This window comes from uncultured Roseobacter sp. (assembly GCF_947499265.1).
In the GTDB taxonomy this organism is placed as follows: Bacteria; Pseudomonadota; Alphaproteobacteria; order Rhodobacterales; family Rhodobacteraceae; genus Roseobacter.
Genome location: NZ_CANMNK010000006.1, coordinates 252,598 through 276,623, shown reverse-complemented (window position 1 = coordinate 276,623; position 24,026 = coordinate 252,598). Strand labels below are relative to the sequence as shown.

Below are 24,026 nucleotides of genomic sequence, written 5' to 3'. Positions count from 1 at the left end.
CGACGATTTGACGCAGAGGCGTCGCGAAATCGCATTTCTGAAACTGGACATCGGTGGCGCGGAATTGAGCATTCTGGAACGCGATGCTGCAGCGGGATTACTCGACAAGGTGCGTTTGACCCTCGCGGAAACATATACGAATAAAGTCACGGACCTGCGCCCGCGATTTTCCACCCTGCACGGAGCTGTGACCGATGCCTATCCGATCACCAAGACGATCTGAACCGGATCTAAAGCACCTCAATCGGTCGAGGCGTCATCCAGCGGCAGGGGCGCAATCGCCAGAAAGTGCAGCATCGCTTCCATCGGGATTTTGATCGCACCCGGACGGATGCCAATCAGATCATCACCAAAACGCGAAACGCGCAGACCTGCCTCTTTCATCGCGCCGACAATCGCATTCTCATCCCCGACATCCGACCCGTTGCATTCGATGATCATCAGCTTTGGCTTGAGCGCTTTCAGATTAAAACTGTTCAGCACGCGGGTTTCGTGCCCTTCGACATCAATCACGAAGATATCGACCTGACGCAGGCCCTCTTCTTTCAGCACCGTTTGCAGCGTGCTGACCTCAACCTGCGTGCTGGCAATGTCATCCTCGCGCACGGTCACATTCTTGCGCTTCTTGCCCCGCTGCAGGGCCTCCTCCATGCGCCCGCGCTCCAGCGAGGCGCACCCGCGCAGCCCATGCGGGTACCGGTCCCGCGCCGCCTCGTTGAGATGGAACAGCTCCAGGGAGCCCGGCGCATCGGAAATGGCCAGGTTGCGCAGAACAAGATCGGGATTGCCAGCATGCAACGCCTGTAGCTCCGCAAAGTAAATCGGGTGCGGCTCGATCAGAAGCCCGGTCCAACCGCCTTTCGCGATAAATGGGTAGACGGGGTCGGCCATCTTGCCGTCATTCGCGCCGACCTGCACCAGCCGGATCGGTTTGCGGCAGGTCTGCGCAAAGCTCTGGAGCAAAAACGTCTTCAGCGGCCCACGCAGCTTGCGGGGTCGCTGGGGGTCGATTGTGACCAGGCTGTCGATATCCATTGTGATCCCTGTGGTGCTACGTTGTCGCTTTACTTTGAACCGGCCCGAGCCGCCTTTTGCGCAACAACGAATGTCGAATGCCCGTCTGTGTTGTCAAAGTAAAACCGCTCCTCTGCCGGGTCGATCTGGTCTTTGTGCAACCAGGGTCGGTGAATGGCGATGAACCCTTCCTGCCCGATGCGGATGGACGGAATTCTGGCCTGTCTGGTGCCATAATCGTTGAACCGGCGGTTATCGCTGGCGCGGGGCACATATAGGAAAAACGTCGTATCGGTGGTCGCCTTAAAAACCCCGGCCTCAACCGCGTTCTTCCAATACTTGTTTTCCACCTGCTGCACCGTGCGGGTGTTGTAGGTGACCCGGTCAATGTCGATGATCGCCGGATCAATGCTCAGCGCCAGACCCACTTTGACATAGTCATGGCGCAGGCCCATCTCAAACATCCGTGTCACCATATCCGGCGCAGGCGGGTCCGGTAACGCGAGGTCGGGATCTGTAAAGATGAACCCACCATCAGTTGTCGGGTCTTCGGCGGCGACGGCAAGAGACCGACGCGGGCCAAGATTGTCATCCAAGGCGACCAGCCGCGCCTTGGACTTAAAATCCTCACTGTCGAAGTATTTCTGCAGATCGGGGAACGTGGATTGATTGTCGAGGACGCAGAGATTTTCAAACCCATGCTTTGCGAACCAATTCACCGTATCCCGCAGATAGGTCAACTGATTGTAAGAATTCACAAAAACGGGAATTCGCTGCCTGATCTCTGTTTCGCTTAAACCGTCGATCCATGGGGGCGCAGGATTGCCACGGTCTTGCCTTTCGGCAGCTTCCGCTCGGGCTGCTGCGATCATGCGTTTGCGGATGCGACGGGCAAAGGGATACCCATAGGTGTCCGACATCATATCGCAAGCACGGCGCGCCAGGGGTCCATCCCCACGGGCCGCCGCTGCGCGCAGGAAAAGCTTCGCCCAAAGCGGGTCCGCACGACGCGCGCGCATCTCTCTCCAGAATGCCGTGTCCAGAGTTCCGGTTTCAGCCAACTGTTTGATCAGCTGTTCCAAGGCGCCGCATTTCGCAATCGTGCGGATCAGCGTGTGATCGGCAAAAGGGATGCGCACCTGTTGCAGCGCGGGCGCCTGTAATCGCTGGGCATGCAGTGCGTCTTCACGCACGCGCGGGTCGTAGAAAATATGCCCCCCATCTATGGCACCCACATGGTCTGCCGCATCCAGGTAGGCTGGCGTTTCCCAATCAAACTTTCGGTGGGGCCAGGGGTAGCGCCGCTCAAACGGCGCAATTTTTCTGTTCAGCGTGGATTGCGGGCTGAAGGCCAAAACCCGGGCGCCGGGCACAAGACCGGCAAAACACAGCGCCGCAAACCCGCCCATGGAAGCACCAACAAAAAGGATATTGCGGAATTGGTCAAAAAAGCCGTGTTTTTGCAGTGTTTTGATCTGCTCTGCGGGCTCCGGCGTCCGGTACCAGTCTTTCTGATGGCTCTGCATCCCCAGAATGCTGAAATCAAGCGCTTGGGCACGATCGGCTAGCCAGGGCTTCCAGGGCCCATCCGTGGGACGTTCATCTATCGAGGCAAGATTGTCAAAGGTGACCAACAAGGTATCCGAACGGAGGACCGCCGTGATATCGCAATGTTTCCCTTTGAAAATGAAACGGTCCAGGCTGGCGGCCTCTGAAAGGCTGTTTGGATATTCCGTTTCCATCATAGAAGAAGGCAGCCCAACCTTTGTCATCCGACGCGTCACCAAGGTTTGTTGGTGCCGTAAACTGGTCGCCCAGCCCAACCATGTCAACGATTTACTTTCGTCAAAACGGTCCCTAGAACCATTGTGGAACCTGTGGCGTTTTTGGATACGGCAGGCCCAAAACAAGCGATCGAGCAAACGCAATGAGTAACAATCGTTTTGGCGGACTTTCCGACAGTTTTGTTACCTTGCAAAACGCGATTGTGTTCCCCCACACGCAAGACAACACCTGCGGCGTGCTGGACAGCGATGGCGCATTTTGTGACTTCTCTCGCGGTGTGATGGGCCCCCGGCGGGCCGCTCTGGAGCCGCAACCGCTGGACCCCGGCACCGCGCCGGTTCTGCAAGGGTGCTATCTCTATGGCGGGTGGTTGCGCGCGCATTTTGGCCACTTCCTGCTGGAATCCACGACACGTTTCTGGGCGTTGGATGAACTGGCGGACCGCGTTGACGGGATCATCTTTACCCAATTTCGCAGCGGCGGTGTCCGACAGGCCCGCAAGCGCTACGCCCCGTTTCTGAACATCTTGAGCGGCGGCAAACCCCTTCGCATCCTGCGCGATCCGACCCGGGTCGAAAATCTGATCGTTGCGGACCCCGGTTTCGGCCACCATAGCCGGATCACCGGGTCACCCCGGTATCGCCAGTACACGCGCGCGAAGGTCGCACAGGCGGTCAACCCGGAGGGACCAGAACGGCTTTACGTGTCCCGCAGCGCGCTTGCGGACAATCGCGGCGGCATTTTCGGGGAACCAGTGATCGAAGAGATCATGCGCGCCAACGGCTATGCCATCTTTCACCCGCAGGATCATAGCATCCCGGACCAACTCGCCCACTATCGCGCCGCCCGTGAGTTGGTTTGCCTGGACGGATCGGCGTTGCATTTGACCGCCTATGCTTTGCAGCCGGGCGCGCGTGTCGGGATGATCCTGCGCCGTCATTCGGCTTTGCTGGAAGGGTTGGCGAAACAGCTTGAGCTCTTTGCCGATGCCAAGGTGCACGTCTTTGATGCTCTGCGCGCCAGTTGGGTCGACGAAAGCGCGAAACGCGTTGATTTCCGATCAATCGGCGAGCTTGATTTTGGAAAGCTGCGCGCCCTGCTGATCGAGAATGAGTTTATTGCAGATGTGCCGGCTATCGATCCGCTGCAGGAACCCGACATTCAGAACATCCTCCAGAGCATGAACCGGGGAGAGATGCGCCGCGTGCCGGTGGCAACGACGCCTTGATCACAGGTCCAGGGTGCGCGTTGCAGGTCGCCCAAGTGAAACTTTCCGGGAAAGCACGTTTGTCGCAGAACTGGAGTGCATCAAACCCTCCGACTATCTCTCCCCGCAAAGGTGATCGATCAAGCCGCGGATGCGGGCCGTTAGATGGCGACTTGGGGGATAAACGACATAGAGCCCGATTACCTTGCATTCCTGATCCTGGAACAATACGCGCAGGCGATCCGCTTCCAGAAAGGGTTCGGCGGTGTAGAAGGGCATGCGCCCGATCCCCAGGCCGTTCGCCGTCATCTGTGCAACCGCAAGCGGTGAATTCGCGCGAAAGCTGCCGGAAACCGCATATTTACGCACCTCCCCCTGCACCCGGAATTCCCATTGATCGGGTGTGGCAGAGGTTGTTGGCAGCAGACAATTATGGCTTGTCAGCGCCGCCGGATCGGTTGGCGTGCCGTGACGCGCCAGGTATTCAGGTGACGCACAGCAGACAATACGCATGTCGGTCAGTTTGCGGGCGACAAGGCTGGAATCCTTCAGGTCACCAAACCGCACCGCCAGATCGTAGCCCTCTTCGATGATCGACACCTGATGGTCCGAGAGATGTAATTCGATCTGTACCTTGGGATGCGCCGCCTGAAACGGGTGCAGCGCTCTGACCAGGTGATTGCCGCCATACCCCGTCGGCGCGGTGATGCGGATGGGTCCCGCCAATTCCGACTGCCGCGCCTGCACCAACCCTTCCAGCTCATCAAACTGGTCCAGCATCGGCAGGCAACGGTCATAGTAGGCCTGCCCGGTTTCGGTCAGGGTCACGCTGCGTGTGGTCCGATGGAAGAGCTGTGCATCCAGACGCTCTTCCAACTGGCGAATATACTTGCTGGCAAGCTTCGTGCTGATGCCCTGACGGCGGGCGCCGTTGGTGAACGAGCTTTCGCCCGCAACCGCGACAAAGGTTCGCATCCCTTCGATCGTGTCCATAGTACACCTCCCATAATCGCCGCCGTGTTCATAGTGATTGAATAAACGAGAATATTATCGCTGGCCAGTGGATGCGCTACATCCTCCGCAACCGTCACATTCTGCAACGCCCGAAAAGGACCCACGACATGTCAGACCCCATTCGCATTCACAGCTTTCCCATTTCCGGCCACGCTCACCGCGTCGTCCTTTTCGCCAGCCTTGCGGGGATCGATCACGAGGTCATCACGGTTGACCTGCCAAACGGCGCACACAAAACCCCCGAGTTTCTGGCCCTCAACCCCAATGGTCAGGTGCCGGTCATCGAAGACGGCGAAACGGTGATCAGCGATTCAAATGCCATTCTGGTCTATCTCGCCCGCAAATACGCCCCTGCATACATTCCAAACGATCCGGTTGGCGAAGCGGAGGTGCAAAAATTCCTGACACTTGCCGCGGGAGAGCTTGCCTTTGGTCCTGCGGCGGCGCGTTTGATCAATGTGTTCAATGCGCCATTTGATATGGAGTTCTGTCAGGCAACCGCCGCCAGGGTTCTGGGCAGACTGGATGCGCATCTTGACGGGCGGGATTTCCTTGTCGGGGACAAGCCCACCATCGCAGATGTCGCGATTTACAGCTACACGGCACACGCCCCGGAGGGAGATGTCTCGCTGGAGCCTTATCCGAATGTGCGCCGGCTTCTTGCCAACATCGAAGCCCTGGACGGTTTTGTCCCAATGCCTGTCACCAAGGCCGGGCTTTCCGCCTGAGGTTGCCCAACCGATTTTCCCGACCGCATCGGGTGATGCGGTCGGATCATCCCGCGAAAACCCGAGATTCATCATGAACGAACTGCCCCAAGATACGCCTGCCAAAGACCCGTTTCACGTGGGAGAGCAGGCCCTGCAAACCCGCGCCGGCAAGCGCGACCGCATGCGAGAAATCGGTCGTCGCGTCATTCGACCTTTCATGCCGGACCAGCATCGGGAATTCTTTGGTCAACTGCCGTTTGTCGTTCTGGGTAGCGTCGACGCGGATGGCTGGCCTTGGGCCTCGATCATTGCGGGGCAAACCGGTTTTCTCTCTTCGCCCGATCCCAAACGATTGGACATCAATGAGATGCCACTGGCGGATGACCCGCTGGGCAACGCGCTGAGCATCGGCACGCCCATTGGCCTTTTGGGCATTGAAATGTCGACACGACGGCGCAATCGCATGAATGCGCGCGTCACACGCACAGGTATCGGTGGGTTTTCTCTGGGCGTTGATCAGTCATTTGGCAATTGCCCGAAATACATCCAAACCCGCGAGATCGAATATGTCCGCGACCCGGGCGCAAAAGGCGGGCACCCAGCGACCCAATCTTTCGAACATCTCGATCATGCCGCGCAATCAGCCATTGAAAACGTCGATGTGTTCTTTGTCGCCAGCAGCGCGCAGCCTGCAGAAGACCTGATTGCGGGCGGCGTTGATGTTTCTCATCGCGGCGGCGAGGCGGGATTTATCAGGGTTGACGGCGATACGCTGACGATCCCTGATTACGCTGGTAATTTCTTTTTCAACACATTGGGAAATTTCCTCCTGAACCCCAGAGCCGGGCTCATTTTTCCGGATTTTGAAACCGGGGATGTCTTGATGCTGACCGGCACTGTGGACCTGCTTTGGGAAGATGACCCAAGGGTGCGGACGCTTCAGAACGCTGAGCGCGCCTGGCGATTTAAGCTGGACCACGGCCTGCGCATTCCGGATGCATTGCCTTTTCGCAGCCGTTCAACGCGCGACATCTAGGCCGACGCTGACTGCTTTGTCTCAAAGCTATGGCTGAGACACTGGTTTCCCCTGCCCGCATCAATCCCTCCACACCAGAAATTCGATTGCAGCCGAGAGCAGTTCTAAAGCTGAGTATTCGGCTGAAATCCTGCAGCGTTTGATCCAAAACTTCACCCGCAGCTTCCGTCCCGTATGCAGTAAAACCCCCGGATTTGTCCTTACCGACCGATCCGGACGCCAGCGGCGCGTGGTCAGGGCAAACACCCCCCACCGAAAAGGAACCGTTTCAACACCCAAACCCCAAGGACCACGACATGTCTATCTTCGACCCTTCCGCCCTGCAGAACGCCCCGCGTGCAGTGATTGACACCTTCTATGATGACGGCCCTGCTCCGGCGGTTCTGATGGAGATCTCCCGCGATGGGCTGTCTGTCGCGCAGGCGCGCGGTACCGCCGATGCCGCGACAGGCGAACCCGCCACCATCGACAATCAGTTCCAGGTGGGCTCGCAAACCAAGATGATGACAAGCGTTGTCGTTCTGAACCTTGTTGCGGAGGGTAAAATTGACTTTGATGCACCTCTGAGCGCTCAGATGGATATCTCCGATCTGGAGGGCATCGCCAATATCGAAACCGTGACGGTGCGCGAACTGCTGGCCAATCGCTCCGGCATTCCGGATTTTGATACCGTTCCCGGAGAGGGCGGACTACCGGCTTTCATCGAACAGCTTGCGGCCAATCCGACGGAACCGATGGGACCCGACGCCTTGCTGGCAATTGCCGCGGATCAACCGGCCTCCTTTGCCCCAGGTGAAAGCTACGAATACTCCAACACGAATTTTTTGCTGCTTCAGAAACTTGTGGGACAGGTCACCGAGCAGGATTTCGGCACGCTGCTGCACGACCAAATCTTCGACCCCTCCGGCATGAATCACAGCAGTTTCGGGCCGCATAGCGGATCTGACAGCATGCTGCATTCTTACGCGGATCTGGGACAGGGGCAGACCATCGAGGTCACCGACGCCCCGCTGGCCTACGGCGCAGCGGGCGGTGTGGTCTCGACCACCAGCGACATGATCCGCTTCATGGATGCGCTGCTGCTGTCCAAGACCCTGTTGCCCCCCGAGCAATTGGCAGAGATGCTGGATTTTCGCGCGCCCGATGGCACGCCAGGTCCGAACGGGGAAAGCCTCGGCCTGTCATCCGGTATCGTCTTTGGGCAACAGCTGATCGGTTTTCAGGGCGGCACCTTGGGCACCAACACGGCGACATTCGTGCATGTCGACAGCGGCACGATCGTGTCGGTGGCGGCATCGCATTCCGGCGCGGAACCGGTTGATCTCTTTGTCTCCGCCTTCGCCGCGATCTTCAACGACACGCATTGGGCCAGCTTTGATCCCGATGACAGCAGTTTCGAGATTACAGGGGCAGCCGCGGACGTGGTCTTGAGCGAAGGGCTGGATGTCACCGGTCAGGCGGAGACGGTCCTCACTCTGGATGGCGCAAGCCTGACCTTCGAAGGTGTGCTTGCGGATCTGGACACCAACATGTTCAGCTTTCAGGACGGCTCGACGCTTTGGATCGGCGCAGGTGGCAGAGATCATTTTGATGTGCTGCGCCATGCCGGGGACGCCGCAGATGCGGACAACCAGCTCCTCGGACTTGACGGCAATGATCACCTGCGCGGTGGCTTCGGCGACGATAAGATCGATGGCGGGGCTGGCCGCGATCACCTCTTTGGCAGATCGGGCGATGACACGCTGAACGGCGGCACGGACAATGATGTGCTGCGCGGCGGATATGGGGAGGACACCCTACACGGCGGCGCGGGGCGCGATTATCTTTCCGGTGGAGATGATGATGATGTTTTGACCGGCGGTGCCGATCAGGACCTTCTGCACGGAGGACGCGGCGATGACACGCTGGATGGTGGGCGTGGAAACGACCGCATGTGGGGTGGTCAGGGCGCGGATGTTTTTGTATTCCAGAACGACTCCGGCCAAGACCGGATCTATCGTTTCAATGCAACTCAGGACCTTCTGGATTTTTCGGCAACAGGTCTCAGCTTTGAGGATCTCCAGATCGAAAGCCGCTCGCACGGGCATGTCCAGATCTCATATGGCGAGAATGAAATTGATCTGTTCGGTGTGTCGCAGATTGAGCTGATAGAAGACGCCTTCATCTTCTGATGGAGGCCTTGAGGCGCCGGTGACAATAGGGTTTTGGGGTTTTGAACCTCCAAAACTCGGGGTTTGATCGCAAAGGGTTTGACATGGATTATACGTCTGGCACATCCGATATCGAACACTGGCGCCTGGCGCTGGCGGTCGGTTTGCTGATGATGTCGGCCTTTTGCGCGCATCTGCTACTGCTGCCCGGCCCCCACCGGCGCGCCCGGTTACCGCTTGGATTGTTCTTTCTGTCCAATGCCTTGCGTCTGCTCGCGCTGCCGGTGGAGCACCTCACGCTCAGCACCCCGGCGTCTTTGCTCCACATTACTTTCGATCTGGCTGAAGTTCCGCTGAGCACCGTTCAACCCTTCCTGCTCTGGCTCTACGTGCGGCGCCTTACCGAAGACCCCACAAGGCCCCATGATCCGGTCAAACGCGGGTGGCACCTGCCCCCCATCATCTTTGCAGTTTTCGTTTACTTCTTCGTGCTGACACAACAGGCAGCCCTTGGCGTACCATCTCTCGGCGCCTACGCGCTCGCATTGCAGGGAACAACTGTTGCACTCCTCTGGTGCGTGACACTGGTTTTCTACGCGCTTGTTCCAATTTACGCGGTGCTGACGGTCCGGCTTCTGCTAGCTTACAAAACCCGACTGAAAGACCTCTACGCCAGCACTGAGGGTCGCGAATTGCGGTGGATCTGGTGTCTGACCGCGGCGGTTGCATTTTTCTGGGCCTTCAACCTTGCCAGCATTCTGGCCGAAGCCTCCGGCGAATTTGACTGGACCACCACGGCGGCGGGCTCGTTTTATATCGGCGCTTTCGCCCAGATTGCGCTTTTGTGGATCATCGCGGTCTGGGGCATACGTCAAAAACCGGGCATGTCGCCGCCACGCGGGCCCGCTACAGAGGACACCGAACCCGTTCGGGATTTCAGAAAATACGGCCGCTCCGGACTGGATCACGCGCGGCTTTTGCGGATCGCGGCCAAGATCGAACAAACCATGGTAAGGGACAAGCTCTACCAAAACCCCGATCTTTCGTTATGGGATCTGTCCGAAAAAATCGGGGCAAAGCGACATTACGTTTCTCGGGCTTTGAACGACAAGATTGGCCATAGCTTTTTCGACTATGTGAATGCGCTCCGGATTGACGACGCCAAAAGACAGCTCCTTTCGACCGAAAGTTCCATACTCGCGATCACCTATGATGTCGGCTTCAACTCCCGGTCGGTTTTCTATCGTGCTTTCAAACAAGAGGTTGGCATGACACCTTCGCAATTCCGGCACGGCGCGTCAGTTGAAAACACGGCCAAACCGATCTGCAACACCTAAGCGGCACCGCCTCGGTGGCAGTTTTCAGCGATTCAGGGGCGTATTTATTGACCGTTGGGGGACAATTGCGTTGCTTTGTCGGAAAAATCTATTCTTACTGCCCCCTCAGATGGGTCGTATGGGCGGCTGAACAGATACGTGAACCGGACCGACATGTGGCGCTTGCGCCGGACGCACCGCACCAAACTTGAAAGGAAAGATCTATGACAACCCCTTCCTCCATCCGCCGTACAACAGGTCAGGGCAAGTTATACTCTTCGGTGCTCGATACCGTCGGCAACACGCCCACGATCCGGATCAACAACCTCGCCTCAGCGGGCGTTGAGCTTTACGTCAAGGCCGAGTTTTTCAATCCTGCGGCTTCTGTTAAGGACCGGCTGGCGCTGAACATCATCGAAGCGGCCGAACGGGCCGGCACCCTCAAGCCTGGACAAACCGTGGTTGAGGCGACCTCCGGCAACACCGGTATCGGTCTCGCGATGGTCTGCGCCCAGAAAGGCTACCCTTTGGTTGTGACAATGGCCGACAGCTTTTCGGTTGAGCGGCGCAAGCTGATGCGCATGCTGGGCGCAAAAGTCGTGCTAACACCACGCGCGGAAAAGGGGTTTGGCATGTACCGCAAGGCCGTCGAACTGGCCGAGGCCAATGGCTGGTTTCTGGCCTGCCAGTTTGAGACATCGGCGAATGCGGACATGCATGAGGCGACCACCGCCCAGGAAATCCTAGGCGATTTCGAGGGAAAACGGCTCGACTACATCGTGACCGGTTATGGTACCGGCGGCACGGTCACCGGGCTGGCGCGGGTGCTGCGCAAGGAGCGTCCCAAGACCAAGATCATCCTGACCGAACCGGCCAATGCGCAGCTTGTCGGCAGCGGCATTGTGCAAGAGCGTGGCGAGAATGGCGCGCCTGCGGTCAGCCACTCCGCGTTTGAACCCCATCCGATACAAGGCTGGACACCGGATTTCATTCCCGCGGTGCTGCAGGAAGGTCTGGACAAAGACTGCTATGATCAGCTGCTGCCGGTTGCCGGTCCCGACGGCATTGCATGGGCGCAGAAACTGGCCAGTCAGGAAGGTATTCTGACCGGCATCTCCGGCGGGTCGACCTTTGCGGTCTCGCAGGAAATCGCAAAAACCGCGTCGGATGGTGCCGTGATCTTATGTATGCTGCCCGACACTGGCGAACGCTATCTGTCGACACCCATGTTTGAAGGCATTGCGGAAGACATGGACGACGACGAAACGGCGATATCCAAATCAACGCCCGGCTATCAGATGGGCTAAGGGAAGTGCAAGGCAGCTGAGCCTGAGGCGCTGCGGGGTGACAGGGCGGCTCAAGAGATCGTGGTGAATATGCGAAGGTTGTCATCACCAAGTGACAATGGTCTGGATTTGACCTCAACGGGCGTGCAATTTCCACGCCCGTTGAGCGCATAACCTACAATGAATGGCACCGCCGCATCGCATGAAACCCTTATGCGTTTCCGTTCGGACCTTTTTGCAATAAGTCAGGTCCGACGTTTCAAACCCGCCAATCCAAGCAATCCCACAAGCAAAAGCGGCAGCCCTGCCGGTAGGGGAACCAGTGCCAAGTCGCTTCCGTAGCCATCGATCGCAAGACGCAGATAATCGGGATTGTCAGTGATGAAACCATCCAGCCCCCAATCCAGAAACGGCTTGGCCAGATCGAATGCATCCTCCAGATCTTCAGGTCGGAAGGTCCAACCGTAGACGCTGAGCCCTTCGCCATGGGCCGCCGCGATCAGCTCTTCCGTGATCGTACCAAACCCAAGTGCAACAGTATCCGTATAGGACGACAGCTCTGACAAGGTGCCAAAAGCACCCCCGAAACTCAAAACGCCCAGGGTGCCATCATCCAGCGGCCAGCCAATGCCAAGCTGTGCCACCCCCATCTCGACACCCGCGGCCGCAAGCAGGTCCGCATAGTCGCTGACATTGTCAAAATCGAACGACTGCACAACAGACTTTTCCGGGGTGTCGTATCCCTTTTCGATCAGCGTCCGGATCACCGCGCGGCTGGTCTCGATGTTGTCGCTGTATTTGCCTTCGGTCAGCATGCCAACACTTGTGCCATTCGCGTCGTTATAGGCGGTGAGCGCATCCAGCATGTCGGCAAATGTCGGTATCCGGTAGGGATCATCGCCGGATGGGGTAAATCCAGAATAGGTTTCGTCCCCTGTCCCGGTTGGTTTGACGGCCAGCAGCTTCAACTCGTCATAGGTGAAGTCGCTCACGGCATACCCGCCGTTGCGCGGTGCATAAAACGCCGCGACATCGGTTGTCCGCTCCAGCGTGGTGTCGTGCATGGCGATGAGCACGTTGTCTTTGGTCATCATCACATCGGTCTCGATGAAATCGGAGCCCATTTCCGCCGCGAGCTCATTGCCACCAATGCTGTTTTCCGGCAGGTAGGCCGGTGCGCCGCGATGGCCGATCACCAGCGGTGCGTCACCCGTCAGCGTATTATAGGGCGAGTTGAGCGTCGCGGCCTGGGCCGGTATCGCCATCAGGCTGGCAATGCACAAAACGGCGGCGGATAGGTAGTTGTGTCTTGTCATGGTGTCCTCATTCCATCGGAAACAGTGGTCAATTCCGCCCGACCGTAGACAGGGTAGATGTCGGTCCGGTCGCAATAAGATGACGTCTTCATGAAGCCTTCTGGCCGTGGTCATCGACCCGCTATCTTTCGGCCAGTTGGACACCTATGCTTGCCGCAAGATGACACATCAAAAGCCCGTCATTCCGGACCAGACAATCGCGAACTGGCAGAGGATCGTTAACCTCATTGCCAAGCTGGCCGACGTACCGGCCAGCCTCGTGATGCGCACGGATGCGCCGCATCATTCCGTGTTTGTCAGCAATCACGGTCAGGACCACCCCTATCAGGTCGGCCTGCGCTTTACGCTGAACGAAAAGCTTTATTGCTACGGCGTGCTGAACGAGGGCGAGTTGCTGGTCGAGGATGCGACCTGTGATCCCGACTGGTCGGACAATGACGATATGGAACACGGGATGCGTTTTTACGCGGGCTTTCCGCTGCATTGGCCAGACGGCGCCGTTTTTGGGACAATCTGCGTGCTGGACACGCGCCGAAATACCGCTGCGCTGCAGTTTTATGAAGGGCTCCGGGAATTTTCCCGCGTCATAGAGGCGGACCTGAAACTGCTGACCGAAATCGAACAGCGCACCCAACTGGAAGCCGAGTTGCAAGCAACGTTGGATCAGCTCGAGGCCCGTGTGAGTGCGCGCACCTCCGAGCTGGAGGAGGCCAATACCGCCCTGCGCGTTCTGCTGTCGAATATCGAGCAGTCCCGAGAAGACTACGGCGCGCAGATTTTACGTCAGATCAAAGGTCTGGTCATTCCGAATGTGGCGAAGCTGCGTGGCCGGGTGGAAGCGGATGCGGCCGCGCGCGCGTATCTCGAAATGATTGAGGATAATCTGAAGTCGATCACCTCCTCCATGTCGGGCCAGTTGACCTCCGTACTCGAAGGTCTGACGCCGTCGGAACAGGACATCGCCCAGATGATCATCCGAGGACAGACCACCAAAGATATTGCCCGCACCCTGTCCCGCGAACCAAGCACGATTGAGTACCACCGCAACAACATCCGCAAAAAGCTTGGCCTGCGCAAAAGCGGTCGAAACCTGCGCAGCGCCTTGCGGTCCATTCAATAACCATGGGGGTCATCCCCATAGTTTCCCCATGCTTTTTCAATAGGCGATGCACGACACCAGATTGGTAGCGTTCTGGCACCGGGCGACGCTCGGAAAGGTAACAGGACAGGGAAAAACATCATGGACAAAGAAGATCTCAACCTAACACCCACCTTCAAAAACGGCGAAAAAGACGATCTGGCGCCCGGGCTTTCGCGCAGATCCTTTTTCATGGCGGCCGGTGCCACAGGTGTGAGCAGTGCCGCCGCCATGCTCAGCAGCACCTCCGCGCGGGCACAATCGACCGATTGGACGCAGCCGGGCAACAACAACGGTGTGATCGAGCTGCAAAAGACCACCGGAAACGCGGTTGAGGGCGATATGGGGATCGATTTCTACGGTCACTGCGCGCTCAAGTTCACCTCGCCCTCGGGCGCAACGGTTCTGTTTGACCCATGGCGCGATGATCCGTCCGGCGCCTGGGGGTTGTGGTTCAAAAACGAATTCCCCGAAACGCCGGTCGACATTTGCATGTCCACGCACACGCATTTCGACCACGACGCAATCCATCGCCCGGTTTCCACGATGGTGCTCGACCGGATGGTCGGCAACTTTGAATTCGCCGACATCAAGATCACCGGTTTTGCGGACAAGCACGCCTGTGTCGCACCGGGGTGGTATGACTGGACAAATGCCCTGGCCGAATTCGGTGTGGAAGCCTGTCCGCCAAATAATGTCAGCCATATGGACATGGTCGTTTATGTGATCGAGACCGGTGGCATTCGTACCCTGATATGGGGCGACAATCGCCACAATCCGCCGCAAGAGTTTTGGGATGCCATCGGCGAGATCGACGTTCTCACCCTGCCGGTGGATGGCTCGCAGCACATTCTCAGCTATGGGCAAGGCGACGACATCGTGTCCCGTCTCAAACCGAAAGTGATCATTCCGACCCACTACCTGAACGAGACAACCAGCTACACGCTGACCACGCTTCAGGACGCGGAGGAATGGGTGAAAGCGCAAAAGAGCTACAAGATGCTGGACAGTGCCAGCCTCTCTTTGAATGCGGGCGATGTCACGGAAATGGAGGGGGAGTTCATGTATTTTGGCCACAACGCCATGACGGCATAGTCTCTCAACCAGCCGTCAAAGACAAAGAAAGAGCCAGTTTGCAGATCGGTGCGCATGTTGCGCAACGGCGCTGAAACCCCGGTCCCGACTTCAGGAAAAGCGCCCGCGTCTCTGGCTTGCCCTAGCGAAAGGTTCCGAGCTCCTCAATCCGGTAGCCATCCGGGTAGGTGGGGCGCGGCACCCGCGTCAACCGGCGCGGTTTCCGGCGTGCCGGGAGCAGCCGCAAGACGCGGGCACGCAGCGAAAGTGCCGCCATCAGCAGGCGTCGGAGCCAGCCGGGGGCTGCCGGAAACCCCATACTCTCGCGCAAGGGCCGATCAAGAAATGCATAGACCGCGGGCCGCCCGGCCCAGATCAACCAGCGCGGCAGGTAGAAGCCAAGCAGCAGGTCGCGCGTCTTCTCTGCGATCCGCCGGTTCGTGTCGGCAAAACGGAAATGCGCGGCCTCATAGGTTTCGTTGAACCCCATGATTTCATCCAGGTTTTCGGGTACATCCTTGATCCCCATGCGCGCGCCCAACGCACGATAGTACAGAAACCAGGCGCGTTTTTCTTTTGCGGTCATACAACGGCTGCCAAAACGGTCAAGCCAGCGGATCGGCTCGCAAACAAAAGTCGACAGGACATAAAGCATGTCTGCGTTGTCGATCTTGAAACGCCCGTGCATGGCGTTCATCCGGGCGATTGCCCGCTTCCCGCGGCGGCTGTCCTGCCCATGCTCGATGGTCTCCGCGAGGATGAGTTCGGTATCGTCGTACCGCTTACGGGTGCGCAATTCGAATTCGCGGGTCTTCGCCAGGAGCCCCGAAATAGACGGCACTGCATAGGTCCGGAACAGGGCAAATTCGAGCGCGCGCTCGATGTCCCAGGAAAACTCATAGGCATAAAGCAGACGCGCGATTTCCTCGTAATTCACCTCGGGATCGAGCGCTGCAATACGGTCGGTCACAGGCGGACGCAGGCGCCAAACCGGCGTCGGTTTTTCGGGGGTTTGTTTCATCATTTTCAAATGGCCTCGACAAAGATAGTGCAGTGAAAGAACTTCTGGGCGCAACTCTGCGTTGCTGCTCAGGTGTCGGCATGGGTCACCCAAACAAGAAGTCTTCTTCGCTCAGATCTTCGATATCGACGTTCCTGATGATGACGTTCGTATCCCCGACATCATTAATCACCACGTCCCTGCCCACCTGCGTCACATTGTTTACCAATAGCTGTGCAAAACTGACATCGGGTTGGAGATCCCTGAAATGGATCCGGTCATTGACCCTGAAATCAAGAATATCAATCTCCTCCTCGTCATTGCTGATGACAAACGTGTCGGCACCGCCGCCCCCGGTGAGTTTGTCCCTGCCAGATCCACCTTCGATGATGTCATCGCCATCGGCGCCAAAGATTTCATCGTCACCATCGTCGCCCCGGAGAATGTCGTCACCGGCATTGCCAAAGATGGTGTCGTCACCGTCGCCCCCGCTAAGGGTGTCTTTGCCATTGCGCCCGAACAGGGTGTCGTCGCCTTGACCGCCCAAGATGGTATCATTGCCGCTCCCGCCTGAAAGCCGATCATCCCCAAGAAGGCCAAAAATCACATCCGCCGCATTGGTGCCGTTTATCACGTCGTTGCCGATGGTGCCAAAATCCACCTCGGGTTGACTGTCAATAATGACGGTCTTTGTCGTGCCGCCAGCGATGTCGTAGGCGACGGCCACCCGCCCACCGTCGATCAGGGTCGCTTCGATCTCGAGTGCCTTGTCTCTGGCGACTAGGAAATCCTCACCAACCTCATTGCCTTCGCTATCAAAACGCTGGCCGCGCACCTGCGGTTTTTCGCGATCCTTGATGCTGCCGATCCTGTCGTAAAAGATGATGAAACCACCATCCTCCAGCGGCGCAATTGCTGGCTCGCTGTTGTTGTCGCCGCTGGTCTGCAACCCGGTCGTAAATTCGTTTGACGCGATTCTGCCGTCGGTGCTGAAAATCTGAAACTTGATATCGGCCGCCCGGTCCCGTTCGGTCCAGGCGACGACAAAACTCCCGCTCTTGAGTGATGCGACCGTCGGGTCGACCACCACCGCGTCGCTATTGCCAATGTTCCTCCCGCGGGTGCCGTTGAAAGACACGAAGAGCAGACCGTCATCGTCCCTGCCATCGTTGCCATCCCGATCCATGACGAGGATGGTTCTGCCGTCCCGCGCAGTGGCCGAGACAAGTTCCGCGTCGACGTTACCCTTGAAAAATGTGAGCCGCTCGTTGGAGGTATCCACGCCGTTTTTGAGACCGCCGACCTGGATAGATTCGATACCTGCGCGCTGCTGTCCAAAGAAGATTCTGTAATCATCCTCATTGCCGATCCCTCCAGTGATCGTTGGGCTGAAGATCGAATTGCGCGCGATCCCCTGAACCGAACTCGCAGTTCCCGTATCTACCAAGGTGACGCTGGTTTCGTTGATTCTAAAGAGACGCGAGTCAATCTCGATGTCGTCGCTGCCTTTTTGGGTTTCGACAATAATCGCGACCCGGTTGCCCTCAATCGCCGTAATGTCGAATGCGCGTTCATCGATGAACCGTGAAAAGCCGAACAGAAGCTCATCCCCGATCTTTTCGCCGTCCTTGGTGAAAAGTTGACCACGGACGTCAAAGCCCGGTCCGCCTCCCACAAATGTCGCATAGGTGACGAGCAGCCTGCCGTCCGAGAGCGTAACGGTTTTGGGGTTCGTCGCACCGCTGGTGGTATTGCTGACGAAGGCTCCGGTCGAGATCTCTGGTGTGGAAGTCATTTAGTTAACCTTTTGAAATATTTAACGATATAGCACCTTTCACCTGAGCAAATCAGGCAAACGGTGGAACAGGCAAACTCAATACGCAGCCCGGCAGCCACGAGCCTGCCCAGCGTCATGCAGACATTGAGCAGGCTCGCTACAGCCAGGGATATGCTGCGCGTTCACATAGTGTCGCAGGTGACCGTTGTAGAGAGCGTTGTCAGCAGCGTTGTAATTGCGCCGTGCTACCGTTGTTTTTGCGCGGCTGGTTCATCGCCAGAGACTAAAAGCGGGTGTTAGCGTCCAATCCGATCCGCCCGATAGATGCGCGGCCGATGCCACGAAGCGCGGCAAACATCAGACCGAACACCTGTCATGTACGCTGCATTTCTCGGCCAGGGTCACTGGGTTTTCAAATACTCAATGACCGCCATGCGTTCCGCAGGCGTAAACCCTCTGGGCGGATAGAGATGACCGATATTTCGGTTGCCCTGCAGGCTCGTGTCAAAGCGAAAACGCCCCAGCGCTTCATCACTTTCATATCCGAGATTACGCAGGTCAAGCGCCCGACCACCGGTCCAAAAGACCCTGCGACGCTCCTCTACAGGTGACAGAAGTTCGTAGATCGTGGGCACCGATCCATTGTGCAGATAGGGGCCTGTCGCCCAAACACCCGCAAGCGGGCTTGCCTTGAGGTCGGTGAAGCTTGGTGGCTGGTACGGGACCGGCTGCCCGTCGTCGCCGGTTCTGAACTTGAAGCCGCTCAGCGCCACGCTCTCCTCAGGCGTAAAACCTGCGTCTTCGATCGCACGCCGGACCGCCGCGCCGACCAGACCTCCGAAGAATGAGAACGCGGGCACGATCTCTTCGCCCTCAAAGAGCGGCGCGGTTGTTTCGTTGGTTTCAATCCGGCGGGTCAATAGGCTGGTCGAATAGGCGCTGTCGGTGCCAACCTTGCGGAAATCCACGCGCCCAATCTTGATGAACGTCTCGCCGAAATGATTTTCAATGGGATCGGTCCGCGCATAAGGCGCCATGTTGTGACAGGCCTTGCAGTTATCGCGGAAAAGCTCCGCGCCCTCGGCGGCAAGGTCCGCATCGATAGCCCCCATAAGTGCTTCATCCCAGCGCGGCGGTTCCAGCAGTTGCAGCCATTCTTCCAGATCCTTGAGCTGCGGCAACAGCATTGAGGAGCGAAAAGCGTCCTCACCTGCATCATGCGCCAGGTTGGTCCGTCCGAAGACGCCCAGAACCTGACCACCGTTGCGAGCAATCGGGCTCGCCGCGATTGGATTCCATTGCACAAATTCCAGCTCAGGCGTGAGCCAAAGTGCCGGATAGCTGGTGGGCGCCGCGACCGGGAACAAGTTTGCAGGCTTTTCCTGATCCCGCACAGCCAGCGCATTGACGATCTGCGTCAACGCGTCGACACGGCCAAAGCCCGATGCAAGCACAGGCCGACGTAGCGCCGCATCCCCGGTAAGCCTCAGGTCAAACGCGGCCAGTTCAGACCGAAGCGCTGCCACATCTTCGTCAGTCGCAAGGCCAAGCGCCGCGCCGAACCGCGTGAACTTTTCGGGATCCAGAAGCGTCCGTGACACAGCACGCGCCAGGTTTTGATAAAAACCGTCGAAATCAAGGTGTGCCGGTGCCCCATCCACACGGATGGTCTGTCCTTCCACCTCTACATTGGCAGTATGGCACGCAGCACAGGTTAGCCCGATCTGACCCGTCGTCTCCTCCACCGCAAACCCGATGGGGTACCCGTTGCCGTTGGTCTCAAACGGGGTTTCGGGAACGATGAACCCAAAGCGTTGCAGGTAGGCCGGGTCGCCGAACCGCCCCTGACCTTCGGGCTGTTCCAACGCTTCAAACCAATCCGCGGGCATCATGTGAGAGCCCTGCGGCGTGAAGTAAAAATTCTCGCGTAAAGTCTTGGTCCATCCCTGTTCGAGATAGATGATCGGCCCGGCGGGCGACCTCGCAAAGGCTGCGGCAATTAAAACGGCGATCAAGGCCGTGGCAAATATCAAAACACGCATTAAAAACTCTCTGTGTAAAACATTAAAAATCGGTCTGGAAAGCGTGATCAAAGCGCGCCGCGTTGTGGCCCAGCGTGCGGTGTTCCGGTCGAAAACAGATCTCTGCCGTATTGCAGGGTCTTCGAATGATTGGACCGTTCTTGCCCTGCGGTCAGTGATCCTGTTCACGTTGCGCGAAGATTGACCTCCCGATGTCTTGGACATCTTGGGACATGTGCACAAAATGGCCTCGTGAGCGCTGCTGAGACCTTTCCCGAAGCGACAAGACCCGGCGCCGTGCTTAAACCGCAGTGCGCCTGTGTTCAAACGATGAAGGTGAGACACCGTCCATCGCCTCCACCGCTCCGGCCGTACGGGTTGGCAACCAGAACAGTGTTGACGCTTTCCAAGTTCGTCGAGGCAAGCTAGGCATTGGCGACGCCCTTGAAGTCAATTTCTCTGATAAAAAACGAAGGGAAACGGCTGTGACAAACCTGGTTGCAAAGTTGCCAGACGTGACTGACGCTCAAAGGGCCAGGATTCTGACGGCTCCAAAGACTTTGGAGGCGCATGCCGCGTTGTTGCGGGAGATCCCGGCGATGACGTCCTTGCAGGTAGGGGGCACCGGCAGCACGCCACAGTTGCCGCATGTAGTCAATGTGGCCGCCTGGAACGTTGAAAGATGCCTCTTCCCCAAGGAAAGCGCCGAAATGCTGCGGCCACATCGGCCACATGTGGTTCTGCTCAGCGAGATGGACAGTGGCATGGCCCGTACCGCCCAGCGCGACACCACCGCCGACGTGGCGGAAGCCTTGGGCATGCACTATGCATACGGCGTCGAGTTTTATGAAATGGACTTGGGCGGTGCCGCGGAACGCGTGTTTTGCCGCGACGACTTCAACGCGCACGGCTGGCATGGTAACGCAATTCTATCTTCCGCGCGATTTGAAGCCTTGGCACTGATCCGATTGGATCGAACCGGCCACTGGTTCGCCGAAACAGGCGCGGGTGATCCGAAACAACCCCGCATTGGCGGGCGCATGGCCGTGGCGGGCATCATTCCCAGCATCAGCGGGTCGATGTGTTTCGTGTCCACGCATCTGGAAAGCAATGCAGACGCCGCCCACCGTCACCTTGAATTCGACCGGCTGTTGACCGAGCTCGAGGCGTTTTGCGGCGACATGCCGATCCTGATTGGCGGCGATCTGAACACCGGCAATCACATGCCCCCAGATTACAACTGGCAGGATGAAACCCTGTTCGACCTCGCACGCCATCGCGGGTTTGGATGGTCGCTGACGCCGGATGGAACAACAACGCGGCCAAGCAGCATCACCCCCCAACCGATACGGGAAAGGAAGCTGGATTGGTTTTGCCATCGCGGGATGCATGGCGAGGTTGGGGTGATTTTGCCAGCCCTTGCACCGAACAAAAGTCCCCTTTCGGATCATGAATGCATTTTTGCACAAGTCACTGCAGCCAAGGATTAGCGCTATGGTTTCAGCACCGCGACCCCGGGCCTTACATTTCGCGAGACGCGACGCGGTGTCATCGAAATACACTCATGGCCGATTTTGAGCGACTTACGATGAACGTTCAAATCAGCCGTTGCGATAGCGTTCTGATCCAATGGAGCGTTGCCGTTTTTGAAACGGGTCGCCCGGTCACGCGGGGATTTCCCGCATCCAACGTGGCATACCTGATTGCTTCGGTGGCCTTATCCGCATCCGCAGGCAGAGACGCAGGAAAAATCGGCCGTCCGATGGCGATGCGGAAAGGCTGATGCGCCTTGTTGAGCGTTTCATGGAACAGAGTGATATCGCGCAACGTCGGGTGGATCAGGTCGAACAGATAGAAAATACCGGAGTTTCGCGCCTGAATGTTGATCGGCACCACCGGCAATTCGAATTTCCGGGCCAATGTCGCGGCAGAGGTCATCCACGGCCTCTCATGGAGCGTCAATCCGCGACGCTTTGCAAGCCGACCTGATGGGAATATGACACCCAGCTTGCCCGCATCGAAGGCTGACCGGGTGTACAGCATCGTCTCCCGGGTTTTCGTGTGGGTCCGCTTGTCATGACGCCATTCCACTGGCGCGATCAGGTCGTGCATCTGAGGCAGGACGCGCAGGATATCAGAGTTTGCGTAGAAGAATATGTCAGAGCGAATGCGCGACAATACATGCCACAGCATGATCCCGTCGCTGATGCCGGTCGGGTGATTGGCGACGATCAGGGCAGCTCCCTTTGACGGAACGTGTTCCAACCCTGTGATCTGGATGTTCTTTGCCAAGCGCGCGGCGACTATGTCCATGACATCCCCTGCAGCCTCGCTGGCCAAATCATCGGCCAGGGACACTGCGGCGTCATAGCTTAAAATCTTGTCGAGCGCATATCGCGCAGACCTTGGCAGGAGCTTGGGTGCCACCAGCCACGGTGCACGTTCGGCAATCAACGGCTCGAGACGCTCTTTCATACCCGATGTGTTTGCACAGGGACGCGACACTGAGATGACAGTTTCCGGGCCGGTTGATCCGGTTTGCTTTCGCTAAACGTCACGCAACACGCGCGTCAAAGCCAAGTTTTGAAGGTGCGGCAGATGGCAGGTCATCGCTGCTGGACGGCCTGATGTAAATGCGCTTGCTCTCGGCAGAGGTTTGCCGTTTTCTCGGCAACTTTCCCCTTCATGCGCGATTTTCCCCGGCTTTGCGCGACATTCTGCGCCTCTGTGCCCGCTGTATATGCGCGACCATTCCCGTCGTGCTACGCGACGCTGTCGCCTCTCTCATCGCAAATAACAGAAAAGTCTGAAACACCATGTCAAAAGCAAGCCCCCTCGAATGGCAGATGCTGGATCTGATCAACGCCGAACGCAGTTTACTTGATCTGGATCTGCTGCGGCTGGAACTGCGTCTCAACGACGCCGCCGAAGATCACAGCGACTGGATGATAGAAACGGATCGCTTCAGTCACACCGGGGCGGGCGGATCGTCCCCCACCGAGCGGATGCGCGATGCGGATTTTGAATTTGCCGGCAGTTGGCGCTCAGCAGAGAACATCGCGTGGCAGAGCGTGCGCGGACAACCGGGGCTATCGGATGACGTGGTGAATTTACACGAGTCCCTGATGAACAGCCCCGGCCACCGCGCCAATATTTTGAACCCGAACCTGGATGTGATCGGCATTGGCATTGAACGCGGCGACTATCAGGGGTGGGACGGGCTTTTTGTCACGCAGAACTTTGCCCGCACCGCCGCCCCGCTGGAGCTCGACAGCCGCGGATCAACACCACCGGGACCGACACCGCCAAATCCGTCCAGCGGCACGCTTGAGATCGGCTCTGAGACGGTCTCGCAGTCGTCTCCTCAGATCTGGCACAAGGTTAAGTTCGACCAGAAAATCGAGGACGCCGTTGTCGTAATGGGGTCTGTCAGCAGCGAAGGCAGCGATCCCGTCACCATCCGCGTCCAGAAGGTGACCGATAGCGGGTTCGAGTTCCGCATGGAGGAATGGGAATATCTCGACGGGCGTCACACCACCGAAACGATCAGTTGGATGGCCGTCAGCGAAGGCACACATCAGCTGTCTGGTGGTCGCATGATTGTTGCCGGGTCCGGCTCGGCTGATCACAAAGAGAAGCAGATTAATCTGGGGGACGATTTCGACAGCCAGCCTCTGGTCTTCACACAGGTGACGTCAAATCGCGGCAGCGATACGGTCGCCAGCCGGGTCGATCTGGTGGATTCGGACAGCTTCAAATTCCGCGTGCAGGAAGAAGAGGCGAAGGGTCAGCATGTGGTCGAAAAATTCGACTGGATCGCAATCGAAGGTGGGAGATCTGGCGACATCTGGTCCAGAAAAGTCAATGGGGTGACGGATCAAGCCAAGGTCATCAAGCACGAGTCAGACCAGGCATTGTTCGCCCAGATGCAGACCAGCAATGGCGGTGATGCGGCGAATATACGCTACGATGCCATGGGTGCGCGTTCCCGGATTTGGGTTGACGAGGAGACCTCCAGCGATGCTGAGACCACGCATATCCCGGAGACGATTGGCGTTTTGACCGCGGATCTGGGCACCTACGACCTGATTGCCTGAGGCAGCAAAACAGGTTTTGGCACTGCGATGGTCAAAATGTGAGAGCCTTTTTCTATCGCGCGGTCTGTTCCCGAGATGAAAACAC

Annotated in this window: 20 protein-coding genes; 12 read left to right on the top strand and 8 right to left on the bottom strand. The window is 57.8% G+C overall.

Annotation, left to right across the window (positions count from 1 at the left end; translation table 11 throughout):
- Positions 1-7 precede the first annotated feature (7 nt).
- Positions 8-223: a hypothetical protein gene (locus Q1A63_RS17615; RefSeq protein WP_298973119.1), complete on the top strand. Its 216-nt coding sequence runs from the start codon at positions 8-10 to the stop codon at positions 221-223.
- A gap of 17 nt (positions 224-240) precedes the next feature.
- Here Q1A63_RS17615 and Q1A63_RS17610 read toward each other — a convergent pair whose 3' ends face one another.
- Both Q1A63_RS17610 and Q1A63_RS17605 read right to left on the bottom strand, forming a co-directional pair.
- Complete coding sequence (locus Q1A63_RS17610; RefSeq protein ID WP_298973117.1) at positions 241-1,035, bottom strand: FkbM family methyltransferase; 795 nt, start codon at positions 1,033-1,035, stop codon at positions 241-243.
- 29 nt (positions 1,036-1,064) lie between these two features.
- Positions 1,065-2,651, bottom strand: coding sequence for a hypothetical protein (locus tag Q1A63_RS17605; RefSeq protein WP_299632318.1), 1,587 nt, complete (start codon positions 2,649-2,651; stop codon positions 1,065-1,067).
- 290 nt (positions 2,652-2,941) lie between these two features.
- Between Q1A63_RS17605 and Q1A63_RS17600 the strand changes: the two genes are divergently transcribed.
- Complete coding sequence (locus Q1A63_RS17600) at positions 2,942-4,027, top strand: glycosyltransferase family 61 protein (protein WP_298973114.1); 1,086 nt, start codon at positions 2,942-2,944, stop codon at positions 4,025-4,027.
- Positions 4,028-4,120: 93 nt separating this feature from the next.
- Here Q1A63_RS17600 and Q1A63_RS17595 read toward each other — a convergent pair whose 3' ends face one another.
- The gene (locus Q1A63_RS17595) at positions 4,121-4,999 is read right to left on the bottom strand and encodes a LysR family transcriptional regulator (RefSeq protein ID WP_298973112.1); all 879 of its coding nucleotides are present in this window, start codon (positions 4,997-4,999) and stop codon (positions 4,121-4,123) included.
- 128 nt (positions 5,000-5,127) lie between these two features.
- On the opposite strand from Q1A63_RS17595, the gene Q1A63_RS17590 reads away from it, so the two are divergent.
- The 5 genes from Q1A63_RS17590 (at position 5,128) to Q1A63_RS17570 (ending at position 11,539) form a co-directional block, all read left to right on the top strand.
- On the top strand, positions 5,128-5,748 hold the full coding sequence (locus Q1A63_RS17590) for a glutathione S-transferase family protein (protein WP_298973110.1): 621 nt from the start codon (positions 5,128-5,130) through the stop codon (positions 5,746-5,748).
- 73 nt (positions 5,749-5,821) lie between these two features.
- Complete coding sequence (locus Q1A63_RS17585) at positions 5,822-6,766, top strand: pyridoxamine 5'-phosphate oxidase family protein (protein ID WP_298973108.1); 945 nt, start codon at positions 5,822-5,824, stop codon at positions 6,764-6,766.
- A 296-nt stretch (positions 6,767-7,062) separates the two neighbouring features.
- Positions 7,063-8,937, top strand: coding sequence for a serine hydrolase (locus Q1A63_RS17580; RefSeq protein ID WP_299632317.1), 1,875 nt, complete (start codon positions 7,063-7,065; stop codon positions 8,935-8,937).
- Between the two features lie 83 nt (positions 8,938-9,020).
- A complete protein-coding gene (locus Q1A63_RS17575; RefSeq protein WP_299632316.1) occupies positions 9,021-10,253 on the top strand; it encodes an AraC family transcriptional regulator in 1,233 nt (410 codons plus the stop codon).
- A 203-nt stretch (positions 10,254-10,456) separates the two neighbouring features.
- A complete protein-coding gene (locus Q1A63_RS17570; RefSeq protein WP_299632315.1) occupies positions 10,457-11,539 on the top strand; it encodes a pyridoxal-phosphate dependent enzyme in 1,083 nt (360 codons plus the stop codon).
- Between the two features lie 224 nt (positions 11,540-11,763).
- Here the strand turns inward: Q1A63_RS17570 and Q1A63_RS17565 are convergent, their stop codons facing one another.
- Positions 11,764-12,834, bottom strand: coding sequence for a glycerophosphodiester phosphodiesterase family protein (locus tag Q1A63_RS17565; protein ID WP_299632314.1), 1,071 nt, complete (start codon positions 12,832-12,834; stop codon positions 11,764-11,766).
- Positions 12,835-12,994: 160 nt separating this feature from the next.
- On the opposite strand from Q1A63_RS17565, the gene Q1A63_RS17560 reads away from it, so the two are divergent.
- Together Q1A63_RS17560 and Q1A63_RS17555 are read left to right on the top strand one after the other, a co-directional pair.
- Positions 12,995-13,954 carry a LuxR C-terminal-related transcriptional regulator gene (locus Q1A63_RS17560; RefSeq protein ID WP_299632313.1) on the top strand — a complete coding sequence of 320 codons (960 nt, stop codon included), beginning with the start codon at positions 12,995-12,997 and terminating at the stop codon, positions 13,952-13,954.
- A gap of 120 nt (positions 13,955-14,074) precedes the next feature.
- A complete protein-coding gene (locus Q1A63_RS17555) occupies positions 14,075-15,067 on the top strand; it encodes an MBL fold metallo-hydrolase (protein ID WP_299632311.1) in 993 nt (330 codons plus the stop codon).
- Positions 15,068-15,188: 121 nt separating this feature from the next.
- On the opposite strand, the gene Q1A63_RS17550 is transcribed toward Q1A63_RS17555, so the two are convergent.
- From Q1A63_RS17550 to Q1A63_RS17540, 3 genes are all read right to left on the bottom strand, one after another.
- Positions 15,189-16,070 carry an oxygenase MpaB family protein gene (locus Q1A63_RS17550; protein ID WP_299632310.1) on the bottom strand — a complete coding sequence of 294 codons (882 nt, stop codon included), beginning with the start codon at positions 16,068-16,070 and terminating at the stop codon, positions 15,189-15,191.
- An 82-nt stretch (positions 16,071-16,152) separates the two neighbouring features.
- Positions 16,153-17,841, bottom strand: coding sequence for a calcium-binding protein (locus tag Q1A63_RS17545; protein WP_299632309.1), 1,689 nt, complete (start codon positions 17,839-17,841; stop codon positions 16,153-16,155).
- Positions 17,842-18,224: 383 nt separating this feature from the next.
- The gene (locus Q1A63_RS17540; protein WP_299632308.1) at positions 18,225-19,865 is read right to left on the bottom strand and encodes a di-heme-cytochrome C peroxidase; all 1,641 of its coding nucleotides are present in this window, start codon (positions 19,863-19,865) and stop codon (positions 18,225-18,227) included.
- On the opposite strand from Q1A63_RS17540, the gene Q1A63_RS17535 reads away from it, so the two are divergent.
- Together Q1A63_RS17535 and Q1A63_RS17530 are read left to right on the top strand one after the other, a co-directional pair.
- A complete protein-coding gene (locus Q1A63_RS17535) occupies positions 19,783-20,049 on the top strand; it encodes a hypothetical protein (protein ID WP_298973485.1) in 267 nt (88 codons plus the stop codon). The two genes, Q1A63_RS17540 and Q1A63_RS17535, sit on opposite strands and share 83 nt — an antisense overlap.
- A gap of 310 nt (positions 20,050-20,359) precedes the next feature.
- Positions 20,360-21,334 (top strand): endonuclease/exonuclease/phosphatase family protein, encoded by a 975-nt coding sequence (locus tag Q1A63_RS17530; RefSeq protein ID WP_298973089.1) that lies wholly within the window; start codon positions 20,360-20,362, stop codon positions 21,332-21,334.
- 106 nt (positions 21,335-21,440) lie between these two features.
- Here the strand turns inward: Q1A63_RS17530 and Q1A63_RS17525 are convergent, their stop codons facing one another.
- Positions 21,441-22,319, bottom strand: a complete 879-nt coding sequence (locus Q1A63_RS17525) for a 1-acyl-sn-glycerol-3-phosphate acyltransferase (RefSeq protein ID WP_298973086.1) — start codon at positions 22,317-22,319, stop codon at positions 21,441-21,443.
- Positions 22,320-22,660: 341 nt separating this feature from the next.
- On the opposite strand from Q1A63_RS17525, the gene Q1A63_RS17520 reads away from it, so the two are divergent.
- A complete protein-coding gene (locus tag Q1A63_RS17520) occupies positions 22,661-23,941 on the top strand; it encodes a CAP domain-containing protein (RefSeq protein ID WP_298973084.1) in 1,281 nt (426 codons plus the stop codon).
- The last annotated feature ends 85 nt before the right edge of the window (positions 23,942-24,026 follow it).